This window comes from Clostridium sp. (assembly GCF_018372875.1).
Taxonomy (GTDB): domain Bacteria; phylum Bacillota; class Clostridia; order Clostridiales; family Clostridiaceae; genus Clostridium.
Genome location: NZ_JAHAIF010000032.1, coordinates 41,893 through 58,973 on the forward strand (window position 1 = coordinate 41,893; position 17,081 = coordinate 58,973).

General features: G+C 28.4%; 16 protein-coding genes, 1 tRNA gene and 1 riboswitch. Of the genes, 8 read left to right on the top strand and 9 right to left on the bottom strand.

Annotated features, from left to right (window positions below):
* Nucleotides 1–314: 314 nt before the first annotated feature.
* Nucleotides 315–476, bottom strand: a riboswitch (M-box (ykoK) riboswitch).
* A 60-nt stretch (nt 477–536) separates the two neighbouring features.
* The gene (locus KIB46_RS11020) at nt 537–803 is read right to left on the bottom strand and encodes an ATP cone domain-containing protein (protein ID WP_156560792.1); all 267 of its coding nucleotides are present in this window, start codon (nt 801–803) and stop codon (nt 537–539) included.
* Between the two features lie 107 nt (nt 804–910).
* On the opposite strand from KIB46_RS11020, the gene KIB46_RS11025 reads away from it, so the two are divergent.
* Nucleotides 911–1,690 (top strand): phosphotransferase, encoded by a 780-nt coding sequence (locus tag KIB46_RS11025; protein ID WP_156560790.1) that lies wholly within the window; start codon nt 911–913, stop codon nt 1,688–1,690.
* A gap of 145 nt (nt 1,691–1,835) precedes the next feature.
* On the opposite strand, the gene KIB46_RS11030 is transcribed toward KIB46_RS11025, so the two are convergent.
* Complete coding sequence (locus KIB46_RS11030; RefSeq protein ID WP_027098263.1) at nt 1,836–2,837, bottom strand: GGGtGRT protein; 1,002 nt, start codon at nt 2,835–2,837, stop codon at nt 1,836–1,838.
* Between the two features lie 23 nt (nt 2,838–2,860).
* Nucleotides 2,861–3,553, bottom strand: a complete 693-nt coding sequence (locus tag KIB46_RS11035) for an iron-sulfur cluster assembly scaffold protein (RefSeq protein ID WP_156560789.1) — start codon at nt 3,551–3,553, stop codon at nt 2,861–2,863.
* 223 nt (nt 3,554–3,776) lie between these two features.
* On the opposite strand from KIB46_RS11035, the gene KIB46_RS11040 reads away from it, so the two are divergent.
* The 4 genes from KIB46_RS11040 to KIB46_RS11055 all read left to right on the top strand — a co-directional run bounded on the left by KIB46_RS11040 (nt 3,777) and on the right by KIB46_RS11055 (nt 6,803).
* Nucleotides 3,777–3,859, top strand: a tRNA-Leu gene (locus KIB46_RS11040).
* Between the two features lie 242 nt (nt 3,860–4,101).
* The gene (locus tag KIB46_RS11045; protein WP_291671925.1) at nt 4,102–4,515 is read left to right on the top strand and encodes a hypothetical protein; all 414 of its coding nucleotides are present in this window, start codon (nt 4,102–4,104) and stop codon (nt 4,513–4,515) included.
* An 83-nt stretch (nt 4,516–4,598) separates the two neighbouring features.
* Complete coding sequence (locus KIB46_RS11050; protein ID WP_291671926.1) at nt 4,599–5,111, top strand: FUSC family protein; 513 nt, start codon at nt 4,599–4,601, stop codon at nt 5,109–5,111.
* A 408-nt stretch (nt 5,112–5,519) separates the two neighbouring features.
* A complete protein-coding gene (locus KIB46_RS11055; RefSeq protein ID WP_156560782.1) occupies nt 5,520–6,803 on the top strand; it encodes a helix-turn-helix transcriptional regulator in 1,284 nt (427 codons plus the stop codon).
* Nucleotides 6,804–6,835: 32 nt separating this feature from the next.
* On the opposite strand, the gene KIB46_RS11060 is transcribed toward KIB46_RS11055, so the two are convergent.
* From KIB46_RS11060 to KIB46_RS11075, 4 genes are all read right to left on the bottom strand, one after another.
* The gene (locus KIB46_RS11060) at nt 6,836–7,900 is read right to left on the bottom strand and encodes a hypothetical protein (protein ID WP_291671929.1); all 1,065 of its coding nucleotides are present in this window, start codon (nt 7,898–7,900) and stop codon (nt 6,836–6,838) included.
* A 578-nt stretch (nt 7,901–8,478) separates the two neighbouring features.
* On the bottom strand, nt 8,479–9,552 hold the full coding sequence (locus KIB46_RS11065) for a helix-turn-helix domain-containing protein (protein ID WP_291671931.1): 1,074 nt from the start codon (nt 9,550–9,552) through the stop codon (nt 8,479–8,481).
* A 116-nt stretch (nt 9,553–9,668) separates the two neighbouring features.
* Nucleotides 9,669–10,469, bottom strand: coding sequence for an ABC transporter permease subunit (locus KIB46_RS11070; RefSeq protein ID WP_291671933.1), 801 nt, complete (start codon nt 10,467–10,469; stop codon nt 9,669–9,671).
* On the bottom strand, nt 10,459–11,349 hold the full coding sequence (locus tag KIB46_RS11075) for an ABC transporter ATP-binding protein (RefSeq protein WP_291671935.1): 891 nt from the start codon (nt 11,347–11,349) through the stop codon (nt 10,459–10,461). The genes KIB46_RS11070 and KIB46_RS11075 overlap by 11 nt, the downstream gene beginning before the upstream one ends.
* A gap of 510 nt (nt 11,350–11,859) precedes the next feature.
* On the opposite strand from KIB46_RS11075, the gene KIB46_RS11080 reads away from it, so the two are divergent.
* The 3 genes from KIB46_RS11080 (at nt 11,860) to KIB46_RS11090 (ending at nt 16,014) form a co-directional block, all read left to right on the top strand.
* Complete coding sequence (locus tag KIB46_RS11080; RefSeq protein ID WP_291671937.1) at nt 11,860–13,248, top strand: MATE family efflux transporter; 1,389 nt, start codon at nt 11,860–11,862, stop codon at nt 13,246–13,248.
* 198 nt (nt 13,249–13,446) lie between these two features.
* Nucleotides 13,447–14,655, top strand: a complete 1,209-nt coding sequence (locus tag KIB46_RS11085) for a helix-turn-helix transcriptional regulator (RefSeq protein WP_291671939.1) — start codon at nt 13,447–13,449, stop codon at nt 14,653–14,655.
* Nucleotides 14,656–14,781: 126 nt separating this feature from the next.
* Nucleotides 14,782–16,014 (top strand): MFS transporter, encoded by a 1,233-nt coding sequence (locus KIB46_RS11090; protein WP_291671941.1) that lies wholly within the window; start codon nt 14,782–14,784, stop codon nt 16,012–16,014.
* 47 nt (nt 16,015–16,061) lie between these two features.
* On the opposite strand, the gene KIB46_RS11095 is transcribed toward KIB46_RS11090, so the two are convergent.
* Entirely contained in the window at nt 16,062–16,499 is a 438-nt protein-coding gene (locus KIB46_RS11095) for a GNAT family N-acetyltransferase (protein ID WP_156560766.1), read from the bottom strand.
* A 35-nt stretch (nt 16,500–16,534) separates the two neighbouring features.
* Entirely contained in the window at nt 16,535–17,062 is a 528-nt protein-coding gene (locus KIB46_RS11100; RefSeq protein ID WP_156560764.1) for a DUF1836 domain-containing protein, read from the bottom strand.
* Nucleotides 17,063–17,081: the final 19 nt, after the last annotated feature.

Sequence of the window (17,081 nt, forward strand, 5' to 3'; positions counted from 1 at the left end):
TCAATCTACTTATCACCTAAAAAAGGCAATAAGAAACTAAGGGTCAAAAATTCTATTTTTTAACCACAGACTTTGTTTTTTGAATTTGAAAATTTAGTAACTTGGATAATGTTAGTTTCAGAATTGAAAATAGAAAGGTGTTAAAAGGGTAAAAAAGAAAGGATCTTCATCCAGATACACATCACTATCTTCAATTTTAATACTTCCATTTTCCGTACTGCCATTTCCAGATTCCATTCTTTTTCACCTCCTGATTTTTCAAAAAATAATAAAAGCCTCCGTCAACTCAAACTGACGAAGGCATAATTAACTATAACAACACTTTCTCGTTTGAGTTTTGGCTCTGCAAGGCAATGAAATCGCATTAAGTTAAACCTTCTTTGTTCGGCAAAACCTGCTAACCAGTTAAAAATGTTTCCATTCTTTTACGGCAGCGACCCGTATCCTTGTAGTAACCTCACCTACCGAGGCCTATTAACTTTTATACTATCATACTATGATGTATTCAATAATTTGTCAACACAATTTGAAAAATATTAATATTCAACAAAGGATTTAGCAATTGGTGCAAAACCATCTTTTTTTAATACATCAATAATCACACCTATAATTTCATAGCTAGAGCTTGGATTATCATTTCCTCTAATCATTTCTAACTTCTTGCAGATATCTTCAACTAATATTTTAATATCTGACTCATTTAATGCAATCCCATCTACATCTTTAGATGCATTATCTAAACTAGTAAAAATCTTTTTCTTATCAAACTCTTGCAATCTACCATCTTTTTTTATAATCTCCAAAAAATAACACCTCCTTCTTATTTCATTATAATTTAATTTATAATATGTACAACTTTCCTATTTTAATCTTTTTGATATAATAAATTAATGTTGAAAGGAAGATTAAAATGAAAAATATATTAAAAATAACTCCAATAAAGAGTCTAAATAACTCTACATATAATATAACCATTTTCCATAAAAAATACTTTTTAAAAATTACAAAAGGGAACAATAAAAAACTTATAAAACTATTAGAACATAAAGACATTACACCTAAAGGGATTTTCACTTCAAATAGAATCTTATTTAGCAAATATATATCCAATGCAAATTTAGATGAACAACTACAAAATACAGAAGTTTTTTTAAAGGCTATATCATCAGAATTAAAAAAATTACACTCTCTTTCTAACAATAACTATAATAATCCTTTTGATAAAATTAAAGATAATCTCTCTAGTTTAGAAGAAATAGATTTCCCCCTTCCCCCTTACACAAAGGCTATAATTCATAAATTTAAACTCTTAGAGGAAGAACTTTCTAAAGATCTAGACTTAGGATTATGCCATAACGACTTAAATCCTTCTAACATCTTATATAAAAATAATAAAGTCTACTTAGTTGATTTTGATTTTATAGGAATGAATGATATTTACTATGACCTAGCTACCTTATCATGGTTTTTATCTAAAGACACGAGAAAAAAACTGTTATTCTTTTACTTTGGAAATTGTACTTCTTACCATATATATAAATTAAATAAATATATTTTTATAGCTAAGTTATGGAATGCTACCTGGAGCTATAATAAATCCCTAGTTTCAAATTCTGATTATAACTACAAGCTTGGTGGAGATTTAATAATGGAAGACTTATATAATTACATTTCTAAAAATACTTATTAAAAAGGTGGAGTGGATATTTGTTTTGCTCGTTCAGTAGCAAGCTCTAAGTCACATTAAAATTTTATACTTTCCAAGACACTTAAAAAGCAAAAAGCACACTATTAAAATAAGCTAATAGTGTACTTTTCTTATATTCAAGTAAAAACTACTTGTTCATTCCTTCTTCTACAGCAACTGCAACTGCAACAGTCATACCAACCATTGGGTTGTTACCAGCACCGATAAGACCCATCATTTCAACGTGAGCAGGAACTGATGATGATCCAGCGAATTGTGCATCTGAGTGCATTCTTCCCATAGTATCAGTCATACCATAAGAAGCTGGACCTGCTGCCATGTTATCTGGGTGAAGAGTTCTTCCAGTACCACCACCTGATGCAACTGAGAAGTATTTCTTACCTTGTGCAATACATTCTTTCTTGTATGTTCCAGCAACTGGGTGTTGGAATCTTGTTGGGTTAGTTGAGTTACCAGTGATTGATACGTCAACACCTTCCATGTGCATTATAGCAACACCTTCTCTAACATCGTTAGCACCGTAGCATCTAACCTTAGCTCTTGGCCCGTTAGAGTATGCTTTTTCTCTTACTACCTTAACTTCTCCAGTGTAGAAGTCAAATGAAGTTTCAACATATGTGAAACCATTAATTCTTGAGATTATCATAGCAGCATCTTTTCCAAGACCGTTTAAGATAACTCTTAATGGTTGCTTTCTTACTTTGTTAGCTTTTTCAGCTATCTTTATAGCACCTTCAGCTGCAGCGAATGATTCGTGACCAGCTAAGAATGCGAAACATTCAGTTTCATCTCTTAAAAGCATAGCTCCTAAGTTACCGTGTCCTAATCCAACCTTTCTGTCATCTGCAACAGATCCTGGTATACAGAAAGCTTGTAATCCTTCTCCGATTGCTTCAGCAGCATCAGCAGCCTTCTTGCAACCTTTCTTTATAGCTATAGCAGCACCTAAAACGTAAGCCCATCCAGCATTTTCGAATGCGATTGGTTGAGTTTCTTTTACTATTGCATATGGATCAACACCGATTGATTCACATACTGCTTTAGCATCTTCTAATGTTTTCATACCGTACTTTTCTAGTACAGGTGTTATTTGTCCTATTCTTCTTTCATAACTTTCAAATAATGGCATGATTATTCCTCCCTATCAATTAATTATTCGTGTCTTGGATCTATTAATTTAGCAGCGTCGTCTACTCTTCCGTATTGACCAGATGCTTTAACTAAAGCTTCGTTTGCATCCATACCTTTTCCGATCATTTCCATCATCTTTCCAAGGTGAACAAACTTGTATCCAGTAATTTCGTTGTCTTCATCAACAGCAACCTTAGTTACATATCCTTCAGCCATTTCTAGGTATCTAGGTCCCTTAGCTAAAGTTCCGTACATAGTACCAACTTGAGATCTTAGACCCTTTCCTAAATCTTCAAGACCTGCTCCGATAGGTAGTCCACCTTCTGAGAAAGCAGTTTGAGTTCTTCCATAAACTATTTGTAAGAATAATTCTCTCATAGCTGTGTTAATAGCATCACAAACTAAGTCTGTGTTTAAAGCTTCTAATATAGTCTTACCTGGTAAGATTTCTGAAGCCATTGCAGCTGAGTGAGTCATTCCTGAACATCCTATTGTTTCAACTAATGCTTCTTCAATAATTCCATCTTTAACATTAAGAGTTAATTTACATGCTCCTTGTTGAGGTGCACACCAACCAATTCCGTGAGTTAAACCTGAAATATCCTTTACTTCTTTAGCTTGTACCCATTTACCTTCTTCAGGTATTGGAGCTGCTCCATGATTTGGGCCTTTAGCAATTACACACATTTCTTCAACTTCTCTTGAATACATCATATTGTTTTCTCCTCCCTAATTATTATAACTATAAAATAAAGTTATATTATATACTAGGTCAAAAATTGTCCCGCTAGGGTTAATTTTATCCTAGTTATATTCTAGCAAATGTCCACCATTACCACAACAGAAAAATATAAAAATTTTGCCTATAAAGGTTGAATTTTTTATCTATTGAATTATTCTTCTACTTATGGTAATATAATTGTGTTCTCAAAAACATGCCGCCATGGCGGAACTGGCAGACGCACACGACTCAAAATCGTGCGGGAAACCATGTGGGTTCGATTCCCACTGGCGGCACCAAAAAAGACCTCATCCAAAGGGATAAGGTCTTTTTTTATATATTAAAATAAGTCCTCCATAAAACAGCTATAAGATAATAAACATTTCTTCAAAATATAAACTCTTATTATTCATCCACCTTATAAATAAAGAGAAATTATATTTTACCATCTATAATTTCTCTTTATTCATTGATAATTAATGATATAATATTCTAGTTATCTTTATGATAAATAAACTAAGTTAGTAAAGCGAGATAAAACATGAAAAATTTAAAACTTGAAAAATCAATTAAAAAATTAGATAAAGAAATAGAGGCTCTTAGAATCTCTGCAAAATATTTATCTAATAAAAATGAAATAGCAGAAATTAGGGAATACTTAAATAGTGAAAGACAAGTCTTAGCAAATGAATTATATGCTCAAGATGCAGTATATTACGATGAATGTCGTGAATATATTTCAAATTTAATTGGAACAAAATTAGATAAAAATGATCAAAAGAATCTACTTGCTGAAATTAAAAGTATTTATGGAAGAAACCTTCCCAATGTTTCTAAGGAAAGTAGTGGCCTTAATGCATGGCTTAAAGAGTTAGATATAGAATGTGAATGGATAGAAAATCCCCAAACAGACTGGTCTACTTTATCAATATTAGCACTTGGATTACATAGATAAACTAAGCAAGCTATATCAAATTTTCTTGATATAGTTTACTTAGTTAAATAATAAAAATTTTATAATATAAAGGTGATTAACAAATGAAGAATTTAGAAGTACCAAAGATAGGTTTAAGAACCATAAAAACATCTTTATCAGTATTTTTATGTTTAGTTTTATTACCTAACGAGCCTTTCTTTGCATGTTTAACTTGTCTTTTCTGTATTCAAGATACTTTAGAAAATTCTTATAACATGGCAAAAAACAGATGTATAGGTACTATCTATGGTGCAATAATTGGACTTATTATAATGACTATATTCAAATGGATGACAATAAATATAGACAGTGTATTATTAAGAAAATTAATTATTTATATCTCTATTGCAATAGGTATAATAATTGTAATTCATTCAAATATTACTTTTTTAAAAATGCCTGGAGCTATTAATGTATCCTGTATTGCCTTTTTAGCAATAACTACAACTCATGCATTTGGAGACCCTTATTATTACGCTTTTAATAGAGTTTTTGAAACATTATGCGGAATAATAATCAGTTTAATAATAAATAAAACTATAAAACCACCAAAACTGAAACAAATCCCCAGATAAAAAGAGCTACTTTTATTAGTAGCTCTTTTTATCTAGGAATCTTCTATTTTTACTTCTAATAATATTTAATATAGCTTATATTATACTTACGTAAACATAATAGGCTTTGTTTCGTTACATGGTGCTATACCTGCATTGAATCCTAGCACTCCACCTAAGCAAAGAACTGTTAAAGCAACAGCAGTTAAATTTTTTATTTTTCTCATATTAATACACCTCCAAACCAATTTATATCTAAATATTACTTTAATAGCCCAATTATGTAAAATATTGCTACATAGTGTATAATAAATATATTATAGACCATTTTATATTATTAGGCTTTTATTATGTATATCTTAAAATTTCTCATATTTCTATTTTATTTTTATATATTGTGAACATCTTTCACAAAAAGGAGGTTTTTTTGTGTATTCATTAGGAAAAAAGGTAAAATTGCTAAGAAAAGAAGTAGGTTTAAAACAAGAAGAGCTTACCTGTAATATTTTGAGTAGAACTATGTTGAGTAAAATTGAAAATGATAAGGTTACTCCTTCTATATATCAACTAGATCATATTGCTAAAAACTTAGGAGTTTCTATTGAATTTTTTCTTCAAACCTATTCCTTACCTTATGATAATAACGAGAAATTTAAAGATTCCTTATATAAATTATTTGAAAACGAAAATTACTTAGCTATAATTTCAAAATACGAAAAGAATATTATAGATATAAATACAAATATTAATTATTCATATTATGTAGGATATTCATATTATAAAATGCACTTTTATAACCATAGTATTAAGTTATTAAATAGTTATATTAAAACTGTTTTTTCCCTTAAAGAGGATGATACTAATCAATATATTGAAAATGTATCAAACGCATTTAATGTTATCTCTGTTATATATTTTGAATTAGAAGATTATTCAAAAGCTATACAATACTCTTTAAAAGCTAAGGATATTCTTCAAAAAAATAATATACTTAAAACACGTCAATACTTTATGATTATAAATAATTTAGGATATCTGTATAACACTATAAGTAATTATAAACAATGTATTAATCTATTAGAAGAGTTCCTATCCTATAATAAAGAATTAATATACTTACAAATTTTCGCATCAATACATATTTCATTGAGTTCTGCCTATTATAATATTGGAGATTATGAACATTCGATAGAACATATTCAAAAAGCAATCTTCTTTTTTATCTATATTAAGGATGAACAAAAAGCGATTGAATGTTACTTAAATTATATTAATGCTTTAAGGTATTCAAAAAAATATGATGAAGCTATAAAACTCTTAGATAAAATTGTTCTTAAATATGAGGATAACTTTGATTCCAGCTTAAGAATTTCTTTTATTATGCAAAAAGCTATATTAGAATTTAATATAAGAAATTTTGATGCCTCACTTGAAGAACTTACTAAGTTAAATATAAAAGACTTAGATTCCTATAATAGAAACTGCTATTATTTTATGAAAGGTCATATTGCTTTTATTAATAATGAATTAGAATTATCAAAAACCTACTTTAAAAATTGTGAAAAGTTTTTTATAAATTCTAATTATGTATATGATTTAGGTCTATTATATAATGATTTATACGCAATAACCTCTGACTCAAAATATAGTAATTTACAACACAAGTTAATAGATAGCTGTGACAATCCCAGAAAAAATATAGTCATTCCATAAAAATAAGGGCTATTACCAATATGTATAGCCCTTTATATAAGAATATCTAATTTACATAATACTGATGGTGATTCATAATTAACTTTAACTATTTTTTTATTCTCTATTTTACACACATCTTTATATGACTTAAACTCTGTTCCAACCTGAGATATTGATGATAAAAATTTATATTTATCCCCTAAAAACTCTACGTTCTCAATTATACCTATAACTTCCTTATTCTTTATTACTAATACATCTTTTGCTTTTATGTAAAAAACACCATCCTTATCTATATTGGTAAACTCCCAATCATCTATGTACAATCCATCTATTATAGACTCATTAATATCTTTATTTCTCTCTTTTTCATTTAATATATCCTTTATATAATTGCTACTCTCTAAAAAACTATTTTTAGAACAATAGTCAGTAGATTCATGAATTAATTTTCCCGCAAAGAAAGGAGATAAAAGACATTCAACTTCACTTCCAAAACTTCCATATATTTTATTAAGGTTTAACCTTGGCAACTTCATCTTGTATACAAACTCACTTAACGCTATTCCTATTTCTTCTTCTAACTGTTTTTCCTCCATATCATCTGTAATACTTATATTAATTACTTTTTTATAGTTATGTATCTTACTTACTATATTGAAAGTACATGAAAGGTACCGATTTAACTTATATTCCAAATCACCACTTCCAGTAATTACAGCCTCTTCAAAACATTGATATTCCCCTTTAGAATCTTTTATTTTTAATCCTTCATAATCTTTCAATATACATCTAAACTTTTTACAAACATAATAATACATTTCATCATACATAATTTCATCCTGAGAAAAATCTGATATATATCTATTCCTTATTTTATTTTTATTATTATATTTACAACCAAGTTCCATTAACCATTTCTCTATTCCCATTGCTGAGGTATCCTTTTGGGTTATCTCTATCAATTTATTATTTAGACTTATCCTTAATATAGATCCACTATCTATAGTAATATCATTAGTAGCTATATCTATTATAGAGTTTTTGTATATCTTAAGAACAGAATTAGCGTTAAGATAACTTATAAAATTTTCATAATATGTGTATTCTAACATTCCTTCTCTCCTCCATACAATATACTAATCATACATTCGTCTCTATTCCTCTTAATTTTACATTCTACTCACTATTCTTGAAAGTATATCCATCCATAGAATATGTTAATCTTCCCAGAACAAGATATTTGTATAGCTTTTTTTAAGCATATCTCTTAATATCTCTTGATTTTGCTTTTTTATCTTTATAAATGTGCATATAGTTCACATTTAATATTATTATTTAATTAGATTAATTGATTAAATAATAATATTAATTTTCGACACCATTTTTATTTAATATAGATCCTATCCTTTTGAATTTATATATTTTATAATAATACTGTGCCAAACTAAATATATATGTACTACTAAAGTACAAGATCCATCACAGACAGGTTCCCCTAAATAACTTGTCTGTTTTTTTATTAATAAAAAAGGTACTCTACTATCAACGTTCTAGTACAGTACCTTAGGGGCGTAAATGGGGTAAATTTAATTTTCGGAAATTTTATTTACTTATTCATTTATATTATAAATAATTATTTAACACAACAAATCAATTGTATAGACAACTTTTTAATTTACTCTAAATTAATTTAATTTTTTATTCTCTTTATAAGTTCTTTAAACCTTATATTATCTTTTATAGAATCAAATGATTCATTTCCCTCAAATAAAAGATTAATACTATCCTTCATATGCTGCTCATTTGTCACTAGCTTCTTTTCTACTTTAATTGTATCAAAATAAATAGTATCTGATAGATTTTCATTATTTTCACCTAAACTATTTATTACAAAAAGCTCATATTTCTCTAAGGCATCAATAGCTTTTTCTTCCATTCCATTTCTAGCATACATTTCAGCTATTTCCATATAAGTTCCTGCACCATTATTAGAAACATTAAAAAGCTTTGAAATATTCATATTAGTTTCTAATATCTTTATTCCCTTATCAAGATTTCCTTCCTTCTCTGCTATTCTCGCTAAAGACACTAAATTTATACCACAATTTTGTATGCTTTCTAATAAAAGCTGTTGATATATACATTTAGCCTCACATATATCTCCCTTTCGATAATGTATAGTAGCAGTAACTACCTTTCTATATGTTGATGATTCTGGTAATTTATTTACAACAACTAAAGCTTCATCATATTTCTCTAACATAATATAATAACTTGATAAAGATAATAATGCATTATTTTTTAGTACATTATCCTCACTCTTGGAAACTTCTTTTAGCATTTCTATAATTCTATCCATAAACCTATTCATATCACATTCTGAAGTTAGGGATGACATATAAATAAAATACAAGCCTGTCATCTGTAATTTTAGTTCCAAACAATTAGGATATTTCTTTAAATACTTTTCACTATATTCATATGCCTGAAAATAATCTGAAGTAGTAAACTTATTTGAACATTTCATTAATATTTCATCTATTTCATTTTTAGTTAGGTTTTCTTCAAATTCTAATAATCCATCTACTGTAGTACCTAATAATCTTGCAATAGGTGACAACAAAGTAATATCAGGATAAGTACTCCCACTTTCCCACTTTGATACAGCTGCCTTTGAAACTCCAATACTATCTGCTAATTGTTCCTGTGTTAGCCCCTTTAATTTTCTCAACTTCTGTATAACACTACCTATTCGTAGATTCATAACTATCACTCCTAATACTTTACATTAGAAAACTTTCTAAATATAAGTATATTAAAGCCTTTCAACTTAAGCAATGGAGTAAAAATCAACTTATATTACCAAAAAGTTAACCTATATTAAACTGGAAAATCCTTTTTTATAAATATTCTAATACCAACTAAATACATTATTAGTCCAATTATATATAAAACTGCAAAACATACAATTGCACTTGAATCCCCTACAATAATATTATCTGGTTGAAATAAGGTTAACGGAGTGAAGTACTTTAACTTTTCAAGTTTATCTCCAACTTGTGAAAGCATTTGAATAAGTATAAAAACTACTGCCAGCCCCCCACCTACCCCATAAGAGTATTTGATGTCATTAAATATACAAGAGGATAGAAAACACATTCCTCCCATAAAAAATAATAATCCATATAAACCAACATTAAGTAATAAGAACTTCTTTATATCCAAATCTCCTGGAAATGCAATTTGTGCAACTCCTACACTAATCAAAACAGCAATGCTAACTAAAACTAAAATAGTAAACGCCATAAATACAGCTTGTGTAGTAACTATATTCTTACGTTTATTAGGAGTTGCAAGAAGATATGCCATAGAACCTTTATCAACATATCTAACAATTAGCTTATTGCCAAGGATAATAATACATATTGTAGGTATTACTATAAGTATAAATCCATATAAATAGTTTGCAATAAACTCAATTAATGTTGCTCCTGCATTCATCATACCAAAGGCTGCAAATACCTCTGGCATACTTTCTGCCATAACATTTAGACTCTCACCTAACTTTGGATCAAACATTAATACAATAACAGATGAATACATGGAAATTAATGCCATAAAAATAAGCATTATTTTGTAGTTGGATTTAACCTCTCTCTTAAATAAAGTATTATTTATCATTCTTTTCACCTCCATAATAGTGTAAGAATAACTCTTCTAATGTTTGAGTCCTAATATTAATATCTTTTATTGCATATTTACTTAAAGTTTTAATAAATTCATCTATATTTTTAGAAACCTTTATATCAACAATATTTCCATCTCTTAAACTTTTCTTTGTAGCTTCAGCAAATTTAATTGCTTCTTTTTCATCATTGAAGGTTACTTGGAATATCTTATGCTTATTCTCTCTAAGCTTTTCCATATCCTCTATTGCAATAATATGACCTTCCTTAATAATTGCAACTCTATCACAAGTATTTTCTATCTCCTCAAAAATATGGGATGACATAAGTATTGTTTTTCCTTTAGCTCTCTCTTTTAAAATAAGTTCCACAAACTTGTTTTGCATTAAAGGGTCCAACCCACTAGTAGGCTCGTCCAATATCAATATATCTGGATCTTGCATAAAAGCACATACTATACCTATCTTTTGTTTCATACCTTTAGACATCTTTTTAATTTTTCCACTTGGATCTAATTCAAAGAATTTCATTAATTCCTCTGCAGAAGAGAAATCTTTCATTCCTTTCATATTTCCTATAAATTTTATGAATTCCATACCTGTCATATCATCCATAAATGCTATTTCTCCTGGTAAATATCCAAGAACCTTTTGTACTTCCTCTGCTTTATCAAAGCAATCTAAACCATTAATTTTTACATTACCTTTATCTGGCCTAATAAACCCCATAAGCTGACGAATTGTTGTTGTTTTACCTGCTCCATTAGGTCCTAAAAATCCTAGTATTTCACCTTTGTTTACTGAGAAGGTTACATCAAATACACCTTTGTTATTGCCATAATCCTTTGTAATATTAGAAACTTCAATTATGCCCATTTAAATACTCCTCCTTATATGAGCTTTTAAGCATTTCAGTTCAGCAATTAAGCTCTTCTCTCACTACCAAGCCCCCTAAACCTATTTCTCTAATTACATTATATTTGATTGATTACTTTTTTACATCCTTATACCTAAAGAAAATCAACATACCTTTAATATTTCACTTATTCCTATAAGGTTACCCAAAAAAAATCATTATAATAAGGTAAATATAAAAAATCCTATTGCTCTAAGCCTTGGTTCCATAAACCAAATAAATTCACCAGCCTGATGAGCTTATAATATAAATTTATATATAGTGAAAAAAGATTATCATATACTGTATCTAAAATCATTTTTATGTATACTATTATTTTTTTACTTATTATTAACAACAAAACAATTTTATAGCAATATCTATATAGCAATATTTTTACATTAGTGTTAATATATTTAAAGGACGATTTTAGAATTTTTATGAATTTTTTAAAAAATCTAAAGAAATATTGACACAATAGGAGTTATGTTATGAGAGAAAAAAAATTATCAAATAATGGTCTTATGACTGAGGGTTCAATTGGAAAACAACTTATAGGATTTGCCTTTCCATTACTTTTAGGAAACTTATTTCAACAACTTTATAATACTGTAGATGCAGTTATTGTAGGTAAATTCGTTGGGAGCGAGGCACTAGCTGCAGTAAACTCTTCCACACCACTTGTTAATTTATTAGTTAGCTTCTTCATGGGAATTTCAGTAGGTGCTGGAGTTGTTATTTCTCAATACTATGGTGCAAAAAATGATAAAAAATTACATGATGCAGTGCACACTACAGTAGCACTTGCACTTACTTCTGGAATATTTATGACTTTTGTAGGTATTGTACTCTCTCCTATTATTTTAAGACTTATGGGAACACCAGAAGATGTTATGGGATTATCCACAATATATCTTCAAATTTATTTTGGTGGTATTCTTGGAATTGTTGTTTATAATATGTGTAGTGGTATTTTACGTGCTGTCGGCGATTCAAAAAGACCATTATATTTCTTAATGGTGTCTTCAGTAATAAATATTATTCTAGATTTATTATTTGTAGCTATATTTGATATGGGTGTTGCAGGAGTTGCATTTGCTACTCTAATAGCCCAATTTGTTAGCGCTGGCTTAACTGTATTTGTATTAGTAAGAACTTCTAATAGCTTTAAATTAATACTTAGAGATATAAAATTTCATAAGTTACAAATTATTAAGATTGTTAGAATCGGACTACCTACAGGTGTACAAAACACTATAGTTTCTCTTTCAAATGTTGTTGTACAAGGAAATATCAATAGCTTTGGAACATTAGCTATGGCTGGATGTGGTTCATATGCTAAAATAGATGGTTTTGCAATTCTACCTGTTATGAGCATTGCTATGGCTATAACAACATTTACCGGACAAAATATAGGAGCAAAAAAATATGATCGTGTTAAAGAGGGTACTAAAATCGGGACAATCTTTAGCTTAATTACTGTTATTGCTATTTCTACTATTATAATGATATTTACTCCAAACATATTAAAGATCTTCACAAATGATAGTAATGTTATTTATTATGGTACATTAATGATGAAATGTTTAGCTCCTGGATATATATTCTTGGGACTTTCTCATCTATTCTCAGGTGTACTTAGAGGAGCAGGTAAAACTACTGTGCCTATGATAATAATGGTACTTTGTTGGTGCTTCTTAAGAATGGCTTGGGTTCTAACATTCACACCAATTTTTGAAGATATAAAAATTGTTTTCTTTGGATATCCAATCACTTGGTTTGCAAGTGCTGTAATCTTGCTTATATATTATAAAAAGGCTAATTGGCTTCCTCATGAAGAAATAACAGAAGTGGAGACAACACTTGAAAAAAGCTGTTAATAATACAATACGTATAAAACAGTTAAGTTTAATAGGATTATTATTTTTAGAGAAATCAATTATTGGTTTCTCTTTTTATATTTCAATTTATGATTATTAAGACTAAAAATTATATACACACTAGGATATACTTATAAAATGCTTATTATAGCATATCTATGATACAATTTACTTATGATACAAGAAGGAGAATATACCATGAAAAATTATATTGGATATTTAATTAAATATAATAGATTAAAACTGAATTATTCCCAAGAAGGATTATGTAAAGGAATTTGCGCTGTATCATATTTAAGCAAAATAGAAAACGGATCTGCAGAGCCAAGCCCTGAAATAATAGATCAACTATTTAAAGCATTAAATATAAATTATTTAAGAGACGAGATACTTCTCTCAAAATATAAATCTCTGCTTTTTAACTTCTTTGATAAAACATTTCATGATGAACCTACTACTGAAGAAGAAAAAGAATTATCTACAGCAGATGAACATTTATTATACAGCGAATTAGGCTTAGAATATCAATTATTTCGTGTATATCAATTATATAATAAAAAAGATAGTATAAAAGCTAAATCTCTTCTTAAATCTTTAACACTATTTAAGGATTATATGAATGAATCCACCCTATTTCTTTACCAATACATATATTCTTATCTAGAGGAAGACTTCAATAAAAAATTCTATGCTTTACAAAAAGCTGATAATTTATTACCTAATAGTTTTGTTTCTTTATCAATGGCAGGATTAATGTTTTCAGAAGGAAAATACCAAGAAGCTTTAGCATATTGTGCTATAGGCTATTCACGTGCTTCTGACGAAGGTAATTTCATGGTAATGAAAAAAATTACCTTTATTGAAGGCTCTAGCTATGCAAATTTATTTAATCACGATCTTATGCTAAAGTCATACAAAAAGCTACTTGAATTATGTCGTAAAGATTATAGCATTCAAGCAGATGTAAATTACAACATCGGAGCTTCTTGCATAGAAAAGCAAAAATATACTGAAGCTATTCCTCACTTATTATCTGCTTATTCTATATATAAAGATGATTTTAAAATTTTTTTGGTCTGCCACAAACTCGCTATAGCTTATTGTGAGCTTAATAAAAAGGATGAGGGTTATAAATATCTAGAAGAAGCCCAAAAAATATATAATACAGATATGCCAAAATTATATTATAAGATGATACATTTAGTGGAACTAAGATATAAAGATAACTACCTTGACTCAGAAGAATACTTTACTTTATTAAAAGAAATATATAGCACCATTAAAAATGAGATACATTATGGATTTAAGCAATTCCATTCTATATTTATGATAGAATTATATATTCATAGAAGAAAATATAAAGAGGCTTTTACTATTTTAAAAGATATGAATCATTTATTTTCCTAAGGTATTCATTTTAATCAATCTAAGCATGTATAATGGAGTATGATTTTCCCAAATATACTGAATTGTTTCTCGTTAAGCTTAATCATATAATTGTGTTACCAAGAAAATATAGGAGGAAATAACACAATGAAAAATAAAGAAACTCTTTGGAGTAAAAACTTTACTATAATCACAATAGGAACTGTAATTAGTGCTATAGGTGGAGTAGCTATGAATGTTGCATTAAGTTTAGTTGTTTTTGATAATACATCATCCCCTTGGATGACTGGCTTGTTTGCAGCAACCTCCATGTTACCAACAGTAATATTACCTATATTGTTATCACCATATATAGATAGCCATAAAAGAAAAACTATAATTTTTTCACTAGATGGTATTATGGGAATAATTTATATTCTCTTTGCTTCTTATGTAGTAGTTAAAGGTTTTAATTATATAACTTACATGATTTTTGGAATAATTACAGGCGCTATAGGTTCTATATATTCTACGGCTTATTCTGCATTATATCCAGAACTTATACCTAAGGGTTTTATGCAAAAAGGTTACTCTATATCTTCAATTATTTACCCAACAGTTACTGTATTCATATCTCCCATATCAGCAATAATATATCAAAATTATGGAATACATCTTCTTTTATTTGCAGAGGGAATATTATTATTAATTACTTCTGGATTTGAAATGTTAATAAGCATTGATGAAACCAGCTTATTATTAAATAACTCCTTTAACTTCAAATCTTACTTTAATCAAATATCTGAGGCTTTGAAATATTTAAAGGAGGAAAAGGGTGTACAAGGTCTATATGGTTATATGGCTATAACAAATGGAATGGGTAATGGGGTAAATCTTATGATAATGGCTTATTTTCAAAGTTCATCTTTTCTAACCACTTCAATGTACTCCTTGTTAATAAGCTCTGAAACATTAGGTCGTATGCTTGGTGGTGTTATACACTATATTATAAAAATACCTACAAACAAAAGATATAAAATAGCGGAACTGGTTTATAAAATTTACAACATTTTAGATGCTACACTTCTATTTCTCCCCTACCTTGGAATGTTAATATCTAGATTTATTTGTGGTTTTCTTGGAGTTAATAGTGCTACCCTAAGAGAGGTTGCAGTACAAAGCTATATCCCTCCAAATATGAGGGCTAGGATTAGTAGCTTGCTAACCGTTTCTATACAATTTGTTGTTATGATCACTCAACTATTAGCTGGAGCTCTAGGAGAAGTTTTATCCTATAGATTAGTTGCTGTAATATTTTCTTCAATAGGAATGATTTGTGTTTATGTATTAATAGTACGCAATAAGAAATATATCCAACCACTTTTTGAAGATAACAACTAATATCTAAAGAAAGAAACTCTGTGAAAATGTTACAGAGTTTCTTTCTTTTAAACTTTTTTATTCATAACAACTATACTATCTGAGACTTTAAATCCTTGCTTTTCATAAAAACCTATAGTCTTATCACTTCTACATGTATTTAAGACTATTTCTTTTATTCTCATCTCTTTCAATCTATTCTCGAAAACATTATATACTTGTGTTCCAAGCCCTTTAATTCCTAAGGTTATATCAACACAAAATTCTTTTATTTCAAATATTATGCCATTATAATATTGTTCTTGTCGTCCAAAAATCATTCCAACTATTTGTGAGTCTTTTATTGCAACCATTCCATAAAATCCATCACAATTTATCATCTGTGCTAATCTCTTATAAGCAATTTCTTCTGTCCACTCTTCATTCCAAGGATAAGTATTAAAGGCTTTTACAAAAAGATTAGCCATGTCTTTCAAATGAGTTTCATTAAGTTCTCTATACTCCATTTATTCACCTACTGTTTTCTTCATTAATAGAATTCCTATTTAAGAGTTCTTTCTTTTAAATAGTATTGAATATAAACTTTGTTAACAACAGATAGCACTGCAGATCTAACAAGTTCAGATTCTCTCGTAACCTTTTGAGCAGAACTTTGCTCTGAACCACCATTTGAGGCAAACACAAACTTAACAGTCTTCTCTAACTCAATGCAAAAATAATTATAAGCTTCTTCAACATCATAAGTTCCTATTTGAATTTTTATTAGTTCTGATATTTCAGACATACTAAAAACCTGTTTAAATACACATAAAACAATTAAATACGCTAAGTGATCTCTATCATATTTTTTATTTATTGGAGGAGGTAACACCTTATGTTTAACATAATTATTTAACATAGTGGGCGTAAGTAGCATTTCATCCTTATTAATATTTAAAGCGGATAATATATCCTCAATATATACAATTACTTGATCCTTATATAAAGGAATATTAGGTAATTCAGAATATCTTGGACAATGATAGTCTAAAAGTTCCTCCACAATTTCTTTTTTCTTATCACTTTTCATAAATCCACCCTTTCTTTAT

Excerpts from the sequence above, each read along its gene's own strand:
- KIB46_RS11025 (WP_156560790.1), top strand. The coding sequence starts at position 911 with ATGAAAAATATATTAAAAATAACTCCAATAAAGAGTCTAAATAACTCT.
- KIB46_RS11030 (WP_027098263.1), bottom strand. The coding sequence starts at position 2,837 with ATGCCATTATTTGAAAGTTATGAAAGAAGAATAGGACAAATAACACCT.
- KIB46_RS11035 (WP_156560789.1), bottom strand. The coding sequence starts at position 3,553 with ATGATGTATTCAAGAGAAGTTGAAGAAATGTGTGTAATTGCTAAAGGC.
- KIB46_RS11045 (WP_291671925.1), top strand. The coding sequence starts at position 4,102 with ATGAAAAATTTAAAACTTGAAAAATCAATTAAAAAATTAGATAAAGAA.
- KIB46_RS11050 (WP_291671926.1), top strand. The coding sequence starts at position 4,599 with ATGAAGAATTTAGAAGTACCAAAGATAGGTTTAAGAACCATAAAAACA.
- KIB46_RS11060 (WP_291671929.1), bottom strand. The coding sequence starts at position 7,900 with ATGTTAGAATACACATATTATGAAAATTTTATAAGTTATCTTAACGCT.
- KIB46_RS11065 (WP_291671931.1), bottom strand. The coding sequence starts at position 9,552 with ATGAATCTACGAATAGGTAGTGTTATACAGAAGTTGAGAAAATTAAAG.
- KIB46_RS11070 (WP_291671933.1), bottom strand. The coding sequence starts at position 10,469 with ATGATAAATAATACTTTATTTAAGAGAGAGGTTAAATCCAACTACAAA.
- KIB46_RS11075 (WP_291671935.1), bottom strand. The coding sequence starts at position 11,349 with ATGGGCATAATTGAAGTTTCTAATATTACAAAGGATTATGGCAATAAC.
- KIB46_RS11080 (WP_291671937.1), top strand. The coding sequence starts at position 11,860 with ATGAGAGAAAAAAAATTATCAAATAATGGTCTTATGACTGAGGGTTCA.
- KIB46_RS11085 (WP_291671939.1), top strand. The coding sequence starts at position 13,447 with ATGAAAAATTATATTGGATATTTAATTAAATATAATAGATTAAAACTG.
- KIB46_RS11090 (WP_291671941.1), top strand. The coding sequence starts at position 14,782 with ATGAAAAATAAAGAAACTCTTTGGAGTAAAAACTTTACTATAATCACA.
- KIB46_RS11095 (WP_156560766.1), bottom strand. The coding sequence starts at position 16,499 with ATGGAGTATAGAGAACTTAATGAAACTCATTTGAAAGACATGGCTAAT.
- KIB46_RS11100 (WP_156560764.1), bottom strand. The coding sequence starts at position 17,062 with ATGAAAAGTGATAAGAAAAAAGAAATTGTGGAGGAACTTTTAGACTAT.